Annotated in this window: 11 protein-coding genes; 3 read left to right on the forward strand and 8 right to left on the reverse strand. The window is 59.6% G+C overall.

The window, feature by feature from the left end; translation table 11 throughout:
• Positions 1–7: 7 nt before the first annotated feature.
• Both J3D54_RS12550 and yjiA read left to right on the forward strand, forming a co-directional pair.
• Complete coding sequence (locus J3D54_RS12550; RefSeq protein ID WP_047273565.1) at positions 8–205, forward strand: YbdD/YjiX family protein; 198 nt, start codon at positions 8–10, stop codon at positions 203–205.
• A 136-nt stretch (positions 206–341) separates the two neighbouring features.
• Positions 342–1,313, forward strand: coding sequence for a GTPase (gene yjiA / locus J3D54_RS12555; protein WP_253418499.1), 972 nt, complete (start codon positions 342–344; stop codon positions 1,311–1,313).
• 97 nt (positions 1,314–1,410) lie between these two features.
• Here the strand turns inward: yjiA and J3D54_RS12560 are convergent, their stop codons facing one another.
• From J3D54_RS12560 to J3D54_RS12580, 5 genes are all read right to left on the reverse strand, one after another.
• A complete protein-coding gene (locus tag J3D54_RS12560) occupies positions 1,411–2,100 on the reverse strand; it encodes a GntR family transcriptional regulator (protein WP_253418502.1) in 690 nt (229 codons plus the stop codon).
• Positions 2,101–2,127: 27 nt separating this feature from the next.
• Positions 2,128–2,832, reverse strand: a complete 705-nt coding sequence (locus J3D54_RS12565; RefSeq protein ID WP_105343738.1) for a FadR/GntR family transcriptional regulator — start codon at positions 2,830–2,832, stop codon at positions 2,128–2,130.
• A gap of 53 nt (positions 2,833–2,885) precedes the next feature.
• Positions 2,886–4,199 carry a C4-dicarboxylate transporter DctA gene (locus tag J3D54_RS12570; protein ID WP_253418505.1) on the reverse strand — a complete coding sequence of 438 codons (1,314 nt, stop codon included), beginning with the start codon at positions 4,197–4,199 and terminating at the stop codon, positions 2,886–2,888.
• Between the two features lie 254 nt (positions 4,200–4,453).
• The gene (glyA, locus tag J3D54_RS12575) at positions 4,454–5,707 is read right to left on the reverse strand and encodes a serine hydroxymethyltransferase (RefSeq protein WP_253418508.1); all 1,254 of its coding nucleotides are present in this window, start codon (positions 5,705–5,707) and stop codon (positions 4,454–4,456) included.
• Positions 5,708–5,954: 247 nt separating this feature from the next.
• Complete coding sequence (locus tag J3D54_RS12580) at positions 5,955–9,803, reverse strand: bifunctional diguanylate cyclase/phosphodiesterase (protein WP_253418511.1); 3,849 nt, start codon at positions 9,801–9,803, stop codon at positions 5,955–5,957.
• Positions 9,804–10,081: 278 nt separating this feature from the next.
• Here J3D54_RS12580 and ettA point away from each other — a divergent pair, with 278 nt between their 5' ends.
• Complete coding sequence (gene ettA / locus J3D54_RS12585) at positions 10,082–11,746, forward strand: energy-dependent translational throttle protein EttA (protein ID WP_253418514.1); 1,665 nt, start codon at positions 10,082–10,084, stop codon at positions 11,744–11,746.
• Positions 11,747–11,930: 184 nt separating this feature from the next.
• Here ettA and J3D54_RS12590 read toward each other — a convergent pair whose 3' ends face one another.
• From J3D54_RS12590 to J3D54_RS12600, 3 genes are all read right to left on the reverse strand, one after another.
• Positions 11,931–12,425: a GreA/GreB family elongation factor gene (locus J3D54_RS12590; RefSeq protein WP_253418517.1), complete on the reverse strand. Its 495-nt coding sequence runs from the start codon at positions 12,423–12,425 to the stop codon at positions 11,931–11,933.
• A 70-nt stretch (positions 12,426–12,495) separates the two neighbouring features.
• Positions 12,496–12,852, reverse strand: coding sequence for a hypothetical protein (locus tag J3D54_RS12595; RefSeq protein WP_253418520.1), 357 nt, complete (start codon positions 12,850–12,852; stop codon positions 12,496–12,498).
• Between the two features lie 198 nt (positions 12,853–13,050).
• Positions 13,051–14,904 carry a DUF4105 domain-containing protein gene (locus J3D54_RS12600; RefSeq protein ID WP_253418522.1) on the reverse strand — a complete coding sequence of 618 codons (1,854 nt, stop codon included), beginning with the start codon at positions 14,902–14,904 and terminating at the stop codon, positions 13,051–13,053.
• Between the last annotated feature and the right edge of the window lie 47 nt (positions 14,905–14,951).

Consider the following 14,951-nt stretch of genomic DNA (forward strand, 5'->3'; position numbering starts at 1 on the left):
TTGCACCATGTTCAATGACCTGAGTCGCCTCGGTAAATACCTCGGTCAGGCTGCGCGCCTGATGGTCGGCATGCCCGACTACGACAACTACGTCGAGCATATGCGAACCAAACATCCGGACAAGCCGGTGATGAGTTACGAGGCGTTCTTTCGCGAACGCCAGGAGGCTCGTTACGGTGGCAAGGGTGGACCGAAGTGCTGTTGAAATACGCGGTTTAGGCAACACACCACTGTAGGAGCACGGCTTGTCGGCGAAGGCGATCTTCAGGACGCTTTCGCCGGCAAGTCGGATCGCCGCACCGCTGTCTCCTACAGTTTTTTTGCGTCCGGGAGACCTTATTTTGTTAGCGCCAATCCCTGTCACGATCCTCAGCGGCTTCCTCGGCGCTGGTAAAACCACCTTGTTGCGCCACCTGCTCAAAGCCGAGCACGGTCTGAAAATCGCCGTGATCGAAAATGAATTCAGTGACGCCGGCATCGACACCCAACTGTTGGGCGATGAGCCGGTGCAAGTGATGACGCTGTCCAACGGCTGCGTCTGCTGCACCATTCATACTGATTTGACCAAGGCCCTGTACCTGTTGCTGGAACGCCTGGAGAGCGGCGAAATCGCCTTCGACCGTCTGGTGATCGAATGCACCGGTCTGGCCGACCCGGCACCGGTAGCGCAAACCTTCTTCATCGACGAAGAGCTGCGCGAGCGCTATATCCTTGACGGCATCATCACCCTGGTCGACGCCAAACATGCCGAACACCACCTGACTCAGACCATCGCCCAGGCGCAGATCGGTTTTGCCGACCGCTTGCTGGTGAGCAAACGCGATCTGGTGGATGAGTCGACCTTCGCTGCCCTCAGCGAACGTCTGACCCGCATCAACCGTCGCGCCCCGATTCGCGTGGTCGACCACGGCAAGATTGATCTGGCCGAACTGCTCGATGTGCGTGGTTTCAACCTCAATGCCGACCTCGGTGGTGGCGTGAGTTTGCGCCCGGTGAGCAAGGCGCCCTCCAACGATCGTATTTCCAGCCTGGTATTGCGCACCGACAAGCCGCTGGATATCGACAAGCTCAGCGAGTTCATGAACGAACTGCTGGAAGACCATGGCAAGCAATTGCTGCGCTACAAAGGCGTTTTGAACATCCTCGGCGAACCGCGACGCATGGTGTTTCAGGGAGTATTGAAACTTTACGGTTTCGATTGGGATACGGAGTGGGCGGATGACGAGGCGCGGGAAAGCGTGATCGTGTTCATTGCCGATGAGTTGCCAGAAGAGAAAATTCGCAAGGGGTTTACGCGGGTTGCGGTGGGTTGAAAATGTGCTCGTCGGTGATGACGCCTTCGCGGGCAAGCCTCGCTCCTACAGAGGATATGCAATACCTGTGGGAGCGAGACTTGCCCGCGAAGGCGATCTAACCGGCGACACGATTGTGGCTCAGAGCCGATCCCGCATTCAGCAATGTCTCTTCCATGTAATCAAGGTGCCGGGTCAACAATGTCTCTGCCCTCCGAGCGTCCCCGCACTCTACCGCAGCCAAAATCCCTTCGTGCACCTGCCAGACGCAATAGCCCTCTACCCACGCATTGAAATGCGCCGTCGCCAATGAAGTCAACGGCACCAGGCTGCCAAGAAAATGCACCAGCGGTGCATTTCCCGCCATTTCGGCCAGTTGCAAGTGAAACTCCCCCGATAACCGAATCGCTGGACCACGCTCCTTACATAGGCGCTCGCTTTCGATCAAGGCACGCAGGCGTTTCAGTTTTTTCGGGCGAGGCTGCTGGCAGGCAAGTTTCACCAGCGTGATTTCGGTCAGACGCCGGGCATGAAGCGTCTGACGGGTCTGTTCGACATCGGGCTCGGCGACCCGGGGGCGATGATTGGTCCGCAGGATGATGATCTGCTGATGGGACAGTTGCGTCAGCACATTACGAATATCACTGCGCCTGGCACCGAACATCTGCGCCAGGCTATCTTCGGTAAAGCGACTGTCCGCATTGATGCGCTGTTCGAGAATCGCGTCGAAGATCCGCGAATAGAGATCATCCACCAGCGGGTGAAAGGGCAGGGCAACAAGAGTTTGTGGTGAGGCGAAGCTGTTCATGGCCTGTCTCCAGTTCGAAGAGGGGGGTCAACTGCCAAGGTGGTCGTCCGGGATGTTCAATTCGATGCCCATCCGTTGGCCTTCCCGAAGAATATGCCGACGCATCTCGGCGCTGGCCTGGGCGCTGTTCTTGCTGCGGATCGCTCGCACCATGGCTTCGCTTTCTTCAAGGCGTTCAGCCAGATGCTCCGGAGAATTGCGCAGCACGTCAGCGCTTTGCTTGAGGGCATTGCTGGTTTGTTGCACCACACTCTGGAAAATCGGGTTCGAGGTCAGGGTGAACAACTCTTCGTGGAACGCGATGTAGGCGTTCACACCGGCCTCGCTGTCATTGGCTTCCAGGGCTTCGCGCATGTCCATCAGGGTCAGGCGCAGTTGCCCGACTTCCTTGCTGCTGATGGACTGTGCCACCAGGCCGACGATGAACGGCTCAAGGGTGTAGCGCAGTTGCAGCACGTCTTCCAGGCTGGCCCCGGCGACCGCGCTGTCGTGGCTTTGGCTGTCGCTGAGATTGGCTTCCAGCACCACTACGCCTTTACCCGGCATCGAGCGCACCAGCCCGAGGGTTTCCAGCACGATCACCGCTTCGCGCAGGCTTGGGCGGCTGATGCCCAGTTGTTCGGCCAGTTCACGCTGGCCCGGCAGCATTTCGCCGGAACGCCACTGACCGCGGGCCAGCGCGGCCCGTAGTTTTTCTACCACTGAATTTACGACGGTTGACGAGGTAATCACTGTTCGCTCCAAATCGCGATAAATGTGCCTGCCCGTGGGCAGGCACACGTTGTTTAAAATTCCTGCTGATGTGCCGGGACAACCGGTTTTCTCGGCTGGAAGGTATAACCCACCTGGCCGGACAGCACTTTGTTTGCCCGTTGGATATCGATGTCCTTTTCCCAGCGGGCAATGGCCACTGTGGCGACGCAGTTACCGATCAAATTGGTCAGCGCCCGGCCGATGCCCATGAACCAGTCCACCGCCAGCACCAGCACCAGGCCCACCACCGGAATCGCCGGGATCGCCGTCAGGGTGGCGGCGAGAATCACCAGCGCCGAGCCGGGAATCCCGTGGGCACCTTTGGAGGTGATCAGCGACACCAGCAGAATCGTCAACAGGTCAGTCATGGCCAGCGGCGTGCCGGTGGCATTGGCGATGAACACAATGGCCAGGGTCAGGTAGATCGAAAAACCATCAAGGTTGAACGAATACCCGGTCGGAATCACCAGCCCGACCGTGGAGCTGCCGATGCCCAGATGCTCAAGCTTGCGCATGATTTGTGGTAGCACGGCATCGGAAGAAGCGGTGCCCATGACGATCAGCAGTTCTTCGCGCAGGTACTTGAGCAGTGGCCACATCCGCAGACCGGAGAGGCGCATCACCAGGCCGAGAATCAGCGCCACGAACGCCGTGCAGGTCAGGTAAAACAGGCCGACCAGGCTGCCCAGGTGTTGCAGCGAGTCCAGGCCATATTTGCTGGTGGTGAAGGCGATGGCGCCGAAGACGCCGATCGGCGCCAGGCGCACGATCATGCCCATGATGCGGAAGATCACATGGCTCAGCTCATTGATCAGCCGGGAAATACCCGACGCCGCTTCACCCACCAGGTTCAGCGCGCTGCCGAACAGCACCGAAAACAGCAGGACTTGCAGGATGTTGTTGTCGGCGAAGGCGCCGATCACCGACGTCGGAATCAGGTCCATCAGGAACTGCGTGGTGGTGTGCATGTGCTGACCGCGCTGGGCGATGTCGCCCATGTCGGCAGCGGAGAGCTGCTCCAGATGAATGTTCGCGCCGCTGCCGATACCGGTCGTGAAGGCGAATACCAAGCCAATCACCAAGGCGATGGTGGTCAGCACTTCGAAGTAAATCACCGACTTGAGGCCAATGCGGCCGACCTTCTTCAGGTCACCGGCACCGCTGATGCCGCTGACCACCACGCAAAACACGATCAGGCCGATGAGCATCTTGATCAGTTTGATGAAGCCGTCGCCGAGGGGTTTGAGTTGGGCGGAGTATTCGGGAAGGGTCAGTCCGCAGATGATGCCGAGCACCAGTCCGAGAACCACTTGAAGGAAGATTGAACGCGAGCACCATCTGAGCATGGGAGGAATCCTGGTCGGTGTCCTGGCTGCCGTGCGCTAAGCGCATCAGATTCAGGACTTAATTATTGTGGTCTTACCGGTATGTCCAGTGCAGGCGCAGTCTACGCTGGATTTTTTCAGGATGACAAGAGGGCGCAGCAAAATTGGCATGACCGGTCTGACCAGTGGTGCAGACCCCATTGATCTTTATGACGGACGAAAAAAAACCGGCCATCACTGGCCGGTTTTTTCATGGCTGCGGTTTAGCGCTGCAATTAAGCGCCGTATACCGGCAGTTTCTTGCAGATGGCTTTGACCTTCTCGCGAACGGCGTCGATCACCGCTTCGTTGTTCAGGTCAGCCAGGATGTCGCAGATCCAGCCAGCCAGCTCTTTGCACTCGGCTTCCTTGAAACCGCGAGTGGTCACTGCCGGGGTACCGAAACGCAGGCCGGAGGTGACGAACGGGGAGCGTGGATCGTTCGGTACCGAGTTCTTGTTCACGGTGATGAACGCTTTGCCCAGCGCGGCGTCGGCGTCTTTACCGGAGATTTCCTGCTTGATCAGCGACAGCAGGAACAGGTGGTTCTGAGTACCGCCCGACACCACGTCGAAACCGCGCTCGATGAACACGCCGGCCATGGCCTGAGCGTTTTTCACCACTTGTTGCTGGTAGGCCTTGAACTCAGGTTGCAGCGCTTCCTTGAAGCAGATCGCCTTGGCAGCGATCACGTGCTCCAGCGGGCCACCCTGGGCGCCCGGGAATACTGCGGAGTTCAGCTTCTTCTCGATGTCAGCGTTGGCGCGAGCCAGGATCAGGCCGCCACGTGGACCGCGCAGGGTCTTGTGGGTAGTGGTCGTCACGACGTCAGCGAAAGGCACCGGGTTCGGGTAGACGCCAGCGGCGACCAGACCGGCCACGTGGGCCATGTCGACGAACAGGTAGGCGCCAACCTTGTCGGCGATTTCACGGAAGCGCGGGAAGTCCAGAATCTGCGAGTAGGCAGAGAAACCGGCCACGATCATTTTCGGCTTGTGCTCAACGGCCAGACGCTCGACTTCGTCGTAGTCGATCAGGCCATTGGCGTCGATGCCGTACTGAACGGCGTTGTACAGCTTGCCGGAGGAGGAAACGCTGGCACCGTGGGTCAGGTGACCACCGTGGGCCAGGCTCATGCCCAGAATGGTGTCGCCTGCTTGCAGCAGGGCCAGGTAAACGGCGCTGTTGGCTTGCGAGCCAGCGTGTGGCTGAACGTTGGCGTAATCGGCGCCGAACAGTTCTTTGGCACGGTCGATGGCCAGTTGCTCAACCACGTCGACGAACTCGCAACCACCGTAGTAGCGCTTGCCCGGGTAGCCTTCGGCGTACTTGTTGGTCAATACCGAGCCTTGAGCTTCCATCACCGCAGGGCTGGTGTAGTTTTCCGAAGCGATCAGCTCAATGTGTTCTTCCTGGCGCTGAGCTTCTTGCTCCATGGCGGCAAAAAGGTCGGCGTCGAACTTGGCAATAGTCAAATCACGGCTGAACATGGCGGTCCTCAAGGATCGGGGCAGAAAAGGGGGGCATTCTAACCCAACCGCTTTTAGATGGCATATGAAAGGACATCATGTCGCAGACAAGTGGGCTTCATGACGGGATCAGCGGTGATCGTGCTGGCCTCATCGCGGGCAAGCCCGCTCCCACAGGGATCTTCAGTGGTCACAAATCTTGGGTACGCCCAAAAAACTGTGGGAGCGGGCTTGCCCGCGATGGGGCCGGCAGCCTCTGCGCAAGGCCTCAGTCAAACATGAACAGCGCATCGTTACTGAACTGCGCTTCGAACCGGCCGGCTGGCATCGGACGGCCGAACAGGTAGCCCTGAACCTCATCGCAACCATGTTCACGCAGGAAGTCGAGCTGCTCGTGGGTTTCCACGCCCTCGGCGATCACCGCCAGATTGAGGCTGTGGGCCATGGCGATGATCGCCCGGGCAATCTGCGCATCCTGCTCACCGGATGGCAGGCCATCAACGAAAGTACGGTCGATTTTCAGCACGTCGATCGGGAATTGCTTGAGGTAGTTGAGCGATGAATACCCGGTGCCGAAATCGTCGACCGCAATGCTCAAGCCGAGGTTTTTCAACCCGGCGAGGATCTGCATCGCCTCGCTGACTTCACGCATCAGGATACTTTCGGTCAGCTCCAGCTCCAGGCACGCCGGCGGCAGCCCGGTTTCCTTGAGAATGGTGGCGATCCGCGTGCCGAGCTGCCCGTCGGAGAACTGCCGGGCCGAAATGTTTACCGAGACCTTCGGCACTCGCACCTTAGCCTGATGCCAGGTCTTGAGCTGACGGCAGGCTTCGCTGATCACCCAGTCGCCGACATCCACCACCAGCCCGAGCTCTTCGAGCACTGGAATGAAATCCCCCGGTGGCACCAGACCACGGCGCGGGTGGCGCCAGCGCAGCAGGGCTTCGGCGCCGGTCAGGCGTTTGCCGTCGCCGCTGAATTGCGGCTGGTAGTACAGCACGAATTCATTTTGCTCCAGGGCATGGCGCAAGTCGCTTTCCAGCTCCAGACGCTCCAGGGCGCTGGCGTTCATGTCGGCCTGATAGAACTGGAAGTTGTTCTTGCCACGCTCCTTGGCGTGGTACATCGCGGTGTCGGCGTTCTTCATCAACTGACTGAGTTCGCTACCGTCCTGAGGGCTCAGTGCGATACCGATACTGGCGGTGACGAAGAACTCGCGGCCTTCCAGCACGAACGGTTTCACCAAGCTGGCGAGAATCTGCTCGGCCACGTGAATCGCCCGGTTCAGCGCGATCTCGCGGTTGACCCGCGGTTGCAGCAGCAACGTGAACTCATCACCGCCCATGCGCGCTACGGTGTCGTCATCGTCGACGCAACCGAGCAAGCGCGTGGCCATTTCCTTGAGCATGCGGTCGCCGGCGGCATGGCCCAGGGAGTCGTTGATCGGCTTGAAGCGGTCCAGATCGAGGAACATCAGCACCACCCAGGACTTCTGCCGTTCGGCCGATTGCAGCGCGGTGTGCAGGCGATCCTGGAACAGCGTGCGGTTGGGCAGGTGGGTCAGGGCGTCGTAATAGGCGAGGCGGTGAATCCGTTGCTCACTGGCCTTGCGTTCGCTGATGTCGCTGAAGAAACACACGTAACTGGCCAGGTCGCCTTCGTCGTCGAGCACCGCCGTAATCCCGACCCAGGCCGGGTAATGCTCGCCGTTGCGGCGCTTGAGCCAGACTTCGCCTTCCCAGGTGCTGTGTTGGTGCAATTGCTTGAGCACGTAGCGCAGATGGGCTTCCTGCTGCTCGTCGACGGTGAGCATGTTCGGCAATTGGTCGAGAACCTGGGACACCGCATAGCCGCTGACGCGACTGAAGGCCTCGTTGGCCTGGACGATGTAGCCGGCCGGGTCAGTGATCAGGATCGCCGAGGTCGAGTGCTCGAATACCGTGGCCGCCATGCGCAGGTCTTTCTCGGCCCGGCGTTGCTGGCTGATGTCGCGACCGACCCCGAGCACGCCTTCAAAGGCGCCATGTTCGTCCCACACCAGCACCAGACGCAGCTCGATGGGGATCTTGCGCCCGTCGGCCCGCAGGCAGTCGAACAAAAACAGTTGGGTCTGCACCTGACTGCGCAGCAACGCCAGTTGGTCAGGTTTATCCAGCGCTTTGCTGACGCGGTCCATCAGGCTGTAGATGCCGCTCAGTTGTTGCGGGTTGGCGATGGTCGATTGCCAGCCGTTCTGGAATATCCAGTCGGCGTCGAAGCCCAGTACAGCTTGCACCGACGGGCTGACGTAATTGAGCGCCATCTTGCTGTCGGTGGAGAAAATCACGTCGCTGATGCTTTCGGCGAGCATTCGGTAGCGCTGCTCGCTGTCGCGCAGGGATTCACTGGCTTCGATCTGCTCGGTGATGTCCTTGGCCACGCCGATGATGCGCGTGACCTGATCGTGCCTATCCCGCGCCAGGGCCTGTTCACGAATATCGAAACGTCGCCATTTGCCGTCGCGATGACGGAAGCGCAGTTGGCATTGCAGCAATTGGGTGTACCCGGCGTGACGCTGGGACTGGCGCGAACGGTGATAGTAGTCGGCATCTTCGGGGTGCAAGAGGATTTCCCAGAAATACTCGCCCATCTGATGCAATTCGGTACGGTTGTAACCCAGCGTCTGCCCCAGGTGATGGTTGCTGAAGATCATCCGCTGGCTGATCACGTCCTGCACATACAGGTGATCCGGTACGGTACGCACCACATCGGACCAGAACCCTTCGCGTTCCAGCAGTGAAAGCTCAATGAGTTTGCGGCTGGTGATGTCGCTGATGCTCAGGATCACCGCTCTATAGTCGGCCTGGTCTTCCGGCAGGCGCAACACCAGCCACAAGTGCTGGTCGCGGCCATTGGCATCCTGGAGTTTGATTTCCAGCTCAAGCTGTTTTTGCTGGTGGAGCACCGCTTCGAGCACTTGATTGCCGATGGCCGTGCAGTCCAGTGGGCAGCCGTTGATCAGCAGTTTCCAGGCCTGCTCACAGGAATTGACATTGAGCAGTTGCAGGGCGACCTGGTTGACCTCGGTGATGCGCAGTTCCTGCAGCAGTTGTTGGCGTTGCTCCGGTGTATCGAGCCAGGTCCTCAACTGCTCGCTGCTGGTGAGTTGCGCCTTGTCGAAAAAACCTTTGAGCCCGGACAGATCGAGCACGCACAGGGCAACGCCGGTACCCTCGAAAATGTCCTGATAGCGTCGGCGGCCTTCATGCAGTTGCCGTTGACGGCGGCGAATGTTCAGCAAAGCGATGAACGGTAACAGCGAGAAGGCCAGGCCCAGCAAGCATTTGCCGATGAACGCCGGCAGCAGTTGTTCGATGACCCGTTGCCGGTCGAATAGACCGCGCAATTGCCAGTCGCTGCCGCTCAGGGGAACGGTCAGCACGCTGTTGGTCAGTTCGTCGGGTGTCAGCGCGGTGGGTTTGGCTGAGGGCAGGGTGTCATCGCGGCTGATGATCTGATGATTGGTGCGGTTTTCCACAAGCCACAGGGGGCGGATGCCGGCGTCGCCCTGTTTGGTCAGTGCTGAGAAAAACGTTGGCATCAGGCGCAAGGCCCAATAACCGCGGGTGCTGCCGCTGGCCTGATGCAGGAGCAGGTGCACCACCGAGCCGTCGTCGGCATTGCTGAAATAATGGGCCTGGGCGCGACTGCGCTGGACCAGTTCGCTCAGGTAGTTGGCGTCCTGGCTGTCGGTGGCGCTGTCGCTGAGGATTTTTCCGGAGGGACTGAGCAGCGCCAGGCTGCGCAGGTCGGGCAGCGACTGTTGCAGTTTGCGCAGCAACGCCTGCTGTTCGTCGGCGCTTTGCGGTTGTTCGATGATCGGTAGCAGATTAAGGGCGATCTGGGCGTTGAGCGCCATGTTGAGGCTGACTTGCGAAGCCAGATCGGCGGTGTAGTCGATGGTGTACTGGCGCTGGTTTTTCTGGGTTTCGCGCAGTTGATCCAGCAGTTGCCAGAACAGCAGTGCGATCAGCAACAGCACGAGAGTCGCCAGCGCGCCCTTCAAGCTTCCGCGCAGGGGCGAGCCGAGCCCAGGGTTGAGCACGCTCGCGGACGATGGCGGAGTGACATTGGACAAACTGTAATCCTGCGGTTTGGCTGGACTGGCGCGGCGTGCACTATAAGCCGGACGCCCGAAGGGCGGCTAGCATGCCTTGAGTTGTGGCGAAGTGCCAGTCCCACTCGGCTGGACTGCCTTCTGTCAATGAGGTAGCTTTGCCGGTTACGCGGGAGCGTTCCAGCTCCTAGGTTTTTTCAGCGCGCCGCCTTGATACCCATCAAACGAACGACGCGCATGGCCTGGCCGGGCATCGCCTGCGCTCCAATCATTCATCAGTCACTGACCCTAGGTTCTCCATGGCTCAATACGTCTTCACCATGCATCGGCTGGGCAAAGTTGTTCCGCCGAAGCGGGAAATCCTGAAAAACATTTCGCTGTCGTTCTTCCCCGGCGCCAAGATCGGCGTCCTCGGCCTCAACGGTTCGGGTAAGTCCACGCTGCTGAAAATCATGGCGGGCGTCGACACCGAGTTCGACGGCGAGGCCCGTCCGATGCCGGACCTGAACATCGGCTATCTGCCGCAAGAACCGATCCTGGATCCGACCAAGACCGTGCGTGAAGTGGTCGAGGAAGCAGTCAGCGTGATCAAGGACGCCCAGGCGCGTCTGGACGAGGTCTACGCGGCCTACGCCGATCCGGATGCCGACTTCGACAAGCTGGCTGCAGAGCAAGCCAAGCTTGAAGCCATCCTGCAGGCCAGCGATGGCCACAACCTGGATCGCCAACTGGAAGTCGCTGCCGATGCACTGCGTCTGCCGGCCTGGGATGCCAAGGTTGAACATCTTTCCGGTGGTGAAAAGCGTCGTGTGGCCCTGTGCCGCCTGCTGCTGTCCGCCCCGGACATGCTGCTGCTCGACGAACCAACCAACCACCTGGACGCCGATTCCGTCGCCTGGCTGGAGCATTTCCTGCACGATTTCCCGGGCACCGTGGTTGCGATCACGCACGACCGTTACTTCCTGGACAACGTTGCCGGCTGGATCCTCGAACTCGACCGCGGCGCCGGTATCCCGTACGAGGGCAACTATTCGGGTTGGCTCGAAGCCAAGTCCGATCGTCTGGCAGCCGAATCCAAGCAGCAATCGGCTCACGAAAAGGCCATGAAGGAAGAACTGGAGTGGGTGCGCAAAGGCGCCAAGGCCCGCCAGTCCAAATCCAAGGCTCGTCTGCAACGCTTCGAAGAAATGCAATCGCAGGAATTCCAGAAGCGCAGCGAAACCAACGAGATCTATATCCCGGCCGGTCCACGCCTGGGCGACAAGGTCATCGAGTTCAAGAACGTCACCAAGGGCTACGGCGATCGCGTGCTGATCGACAACCTGTCGTTCTCCATGCCTAAAGGCGCCATCGTTGGCGTGATCGGCGGTAACGGTGCCGGTAAATCGACCCTGTTCCGTATGCTGATGGGCAAGGAAACGCCGGATTCGGGCAGCATCGAAGTTGGTGAAACCGTGCAACTGGCGTGCGTCGATCAGAGCCGTGAAGACCTGGATGGCAGCAAGACTGTGTTCCAGCAGATCTCCGACGGTTCCGACCAGATTCGTATCGGCAACTACGAGATCCCGTCGCGTACCTATGTCGGTCGTTTCAACTTCAAGGGTGGCGATCAGCAGAAGTTCGTCAAGGACCTGTCCGGTGGTGAGCGTGGTCGCTTGCACCTGGCCCTGACCCTGAAAGAGGGCGGCAACGTCCTGCTGCTCGACGAACCGTCCAACGACCTCGACGTTGAAACCCTGCGTTCCCTGGAAGAAGCCTTGCTGGACTTCCCGGGCGCTGCCATTGTGATCTCTCACGATCGGTGGTTCCTTGACCGCGTCGCGACTCACATCCTGGCGTACGAAGATGACTCGCAAGCGGTGTTCTTCGAAGGCAACTACACCGAGTACGAAGCCGATCGCAAGAAACGCCTCGGCGAAGCGGCCTCCCAACCGCACCGCGTACGGCACAAGAAACTGGCCTGATTTCAGGCTGGCGGCATAAAAAACGGAGCCTTCGGGGCTCCGTTTTTTTATGGGCGTTCAGTAAGACCGAGGCGCGGCTATGGTGGGCAAGCCCGCTCCCACAGGGATCTGTTTCAGGCCCGGATTCTGAGAACGCGCGAAATCCCTTGTGGGAGCGGGCTTGCCCGCGAAGGCGTCATCAAACTCACCCAATCTCTATGGTCATAACCTCAATCAGCAAATCCCCCGCCGGCCGCTTCCACAGCACTTCATCGCCCACGTGCGCGCCCAGCAACGCCCGTCCCAGCGGCGAACTCCAATTGATCAGCCCATGAGCGGCATCCGCCTGGTCTTCTCCGACCAATTGCACGCGCTGTTCATGATCATATTCGTCGGCAAAGGTCACCCAGTTGCCGATCTGCACTTTGTCGGTCGAGGAGGCCTGTGCGACCAGCTGCGCACTTTGCAGGCGCTGCTTGAAGTAGCGCCAGTCGCGGTCGAGGTCGGCCTGGCGCTGCTTGTCGGCCAGGTCACCTTTGGCGCTTTCCTCGTCGAGCAGGTTTTGCAGCTCGGTGACTTTCGCCTGAAGCTGTGCGAGTCCGGCGGGCGTGACGTAATTGGGCTGCGCACTGACCTGCCGTTCGACTGGCAGGTCGGCTTGCGCGGCGGCGTTATCTTCATTAACGAAGGCGCGACTCATGCTTTTCTCCCGTTATAGGGGTTGGGCCATGGTCGCAGGCTTTAAGTTTCGACAAATGTCTGTAAACGACTTATTGCGAGCGATAGGCTCGTGCGGCGTCCCGGTCTTTCTGCTGTTGCCAGGCCCGTTCGCGCTCGTCCCAATGGCGTTCCCTGTACTCGTTTCGATCCTCGTTTTCGCGCATGGCCTGGCACTGACGGAAGCCATCGGTCCAGCCTTCGGCGTATTGCTTGTCCTTGAGGTAGCGTGGGACGTTTTTTCGAAATTCACCGGTAATCGCCCCGGCGGCTTGTCGACCACTGCTGCAACCGTCATCGAAGCCATCGGCGAACGCCGGCGGATAACCCTTGGCGATCAGATCTTCGTGAGTCGACTGGCACCCTGTGATCAATGCCAATAATCCCAACATACTCACGCAACGCCACATCTTGGACTCCTGGGCCGTTAACGGCCTATAGGGGAAGTCTAGAAGCGGTTTTGTCGGGTGTCTGTGAAAGGGCTGTGATTAATCTGTCGGATGGCGCAGATCCCTTGTGGGAGCGAGCCTGCTCGCGATGGCAGTGGAACAGGCAGCATGGATGTTGAATGTGATGGCCTCATCGCGAGCAGGCTCGCTCCCACAGGATCAATAGTGATACCACTTCACTTCAAGCATCACTTCGTTTTCAGGTGACGCCAGGTGGCTGAATTCGCGTTGGGCGCTCAGGCGCAAACCGAGGTTGCGCGACAATTCCCATTGCTGATTCAGGCTCATGCTCCGGCGCACTTCGCCATTGGTGAAGTAATCGCCCTTGGCTTCCAGGCTGAAATTGCCCAACGGGTTTTTCCACAGCAGGCCACTGTTGAAGCCTGCCGCCGGGGCAATGAAACCGGCGAAGTCGTTGTTGTGTTCCACACGCACGGTGCCCAAGGCGAATCCGAGCATGTCGTCGCCCAGTTGCCAGGTCCCGCCGCCGCCACCGTTGACATGACTGACCAGGGTTTGGTCATCATGCTTGCCGGGTACGCGCTCCAGGCCGCCGGTGACTTGCCACGACAGCGGCTGCAACAGCGCGTTGCGCGGGGTCAGGGAGCGGATGGTCGCCAGGTCCAGTTGCTGCAGCTGCCAGTGATTGCCTTCGTATTGGCGCAGCTTCATCTGCAAGATTTCGATCTGCGCGCCCAGGGGGAAGCTTTCGGCGTTGTCGTTGAGGTCGTGGTAGGCCATGCGCAGGCCATATTCGCCGAAGGCTTTATCACCCCGGGTGCCGATGCCGACCTGCCAGGTGCGGGACTCGTGGCCATCCTCGGGCAAGCCAGGTCGCGCAATGTCCAGTTCCGGAGGCGGGTTTTGATTGATCGCGCGCAGTAATTCGAAACTGCGCTGAGCCCGTTGCGGGTCACGTTCCTGACCGTTGGCGCGATAACGCTCCAGACGATAAGCCGCATCGATGATCAGCGCCTGGCGCTCGCGCGGTTGCGCCTTGAACGCCGGTTCCTGCAATTGTTTCTGATCGGCGCTGACTTTCAGCACCCATTGCTGCTCTTTGTCGGTCAACGGTTCTGCGCGGCTCAGCAGTTCACGCTCGCGGGATGGGCGATATTCGATCGATTCCACCAGCCCGGCCTGTTTCACCGCTTTAACGGTGTCGGTGGGGATAGCGGTCAATGGGAATTGCTCGGTTAACCTCAGGCTCGGTCGCGCCACTTGCAGCAGCTCAAGCAGGCGATAGGAGCAGTTTTCGTCGAAGAAGAAGTAATCGAACTGGATCTGCTTGAGCTCCCAGACATGTTCGACCATGCGCTCGGTTTCCTGCTGGGTCAGGTTCAGGCGGTATTCCCACAGGTCGCGGTTCTCGAGGCTGCGGTATTCCGAGAGTTTTTCCTGATAGGGCACCAGCGCAAACAGCCCCGGATAACCGCCCATCAAGCCTTTCCAGGCATACAGAATGCTGTTGTCCGAACCCTCGATGTAGGCGCCGAAGTTGATCGCGTAACTGAGCAGCGAGGTCTTGTCGCTCTGCACATCGGCCTGATCGATGCGCAGCAGAGTGTGGCCGAACATCGACGATGGGCTGTTCAGGTAGGCCGCCGGGAAAATCATCACCGCACTATGGGGCGAAACGTCCTTGAACCACTGCTTGAACTCAGTGCAGTCCGGCGTCGGCAGACCGGTTAGTTCAAGTTGCGCCTTCAACCAGCGGGTGCGGGCCGGATAGACGCATTGCGCATGCTGCTCGCCGGCACTGGCCGGGGCATATAGCGCCTGTACGGTCGCTGCCAGTTCACGGTCGGGGTGTTCGTTGCCATCGGGGGCCAGAAAGAATTTTTTGTCGCTGACATAGCTGCGCCAGCCACCGAGCTTGGCGGTTTCGTAATGACCCAGGGAAATCCAGAAGGGGTCGTTGGCCAGTTGCTGCAAACGTTGATTGTCGATGTGGGGCGCGGCGGACAGCGGGGCGCAGACACAGAGCGCCAGCCAGGCAGGGCGTTTGAGCATAGTGAGCAACTTAAGTCGAAAGAAACAAAGACCCAAAGAGGCAGGCC

Origin of the sequence: Pseudomonas sp. GGS8 (assembly GCF_024168645.1) — a bacterium.
In the GTDB taxonomy this organism is placed as follows: Bacteria; Pseudomonadota; Gammaproteobacteria; order Pseudomonadales; family Pseudomonadaceae; genus Aquipseudomonas.

Bases quoted from the DNA above. Each gene is read 5' to 3' on its own strand.
- glyA (WP_253418508.1), bottom strand. From the start codon at position 5,707: ATGTTCAGCCGTGATTTGACTATTGCCAAGTTCGACGCCGACCTTTTT.
- J3D54_RS12570 (WP_253418505.1), bottom strand. From the start codon at position 4,199: ATGCTCAGATGGTGCTCGCGTTCAATCTTCCTTCAAGTGGTTCTCGGA.
- J3D54_RS12595 (WP_253418520.1), bottom strand. From the start codon at position 12,852: ATGTGGCGTTGCGTGAGTATGTTGGGATTATTGGCATTGATCACAGGG.
- ettA (WP_253418514.1), top strand. From the start codon at position 10,082: ATGGCTCAATACGTCTTCACCATGCATCGGCTGGGCAAAGTTGTTCCG.
- J3D54_RS12560 (WP_253418502.1), bottom strand. From the start codon at position 2,100: ATGAACAGCTTCGCCTCACCACAAACTCTTGTTGCCCTGCCCTTTCAC.
- J3D54_RS12590 (WP_253418517.1), bottom strand. From the start codon at position 12,425: ATGAGTCGCGCCTTCGTTAATGAAGATAACGCCGCCGCGCAAGCCGAC.
- J3D54_RS12550 (WP_047273565.1), top strand. From the start codon at position 8: ATGTTCAATGACCTGAGTCGCCTCGGTAAATACCTCGGTCAGGCTGCG.
- J3D54_RS12600 (WP_253418522.1), bottom strand. From the start codon at position 14,904: ATGCTCAAACGCCCTGCCTGGCTGGCGCTCTGTGTCTGCGCCCCGCTG.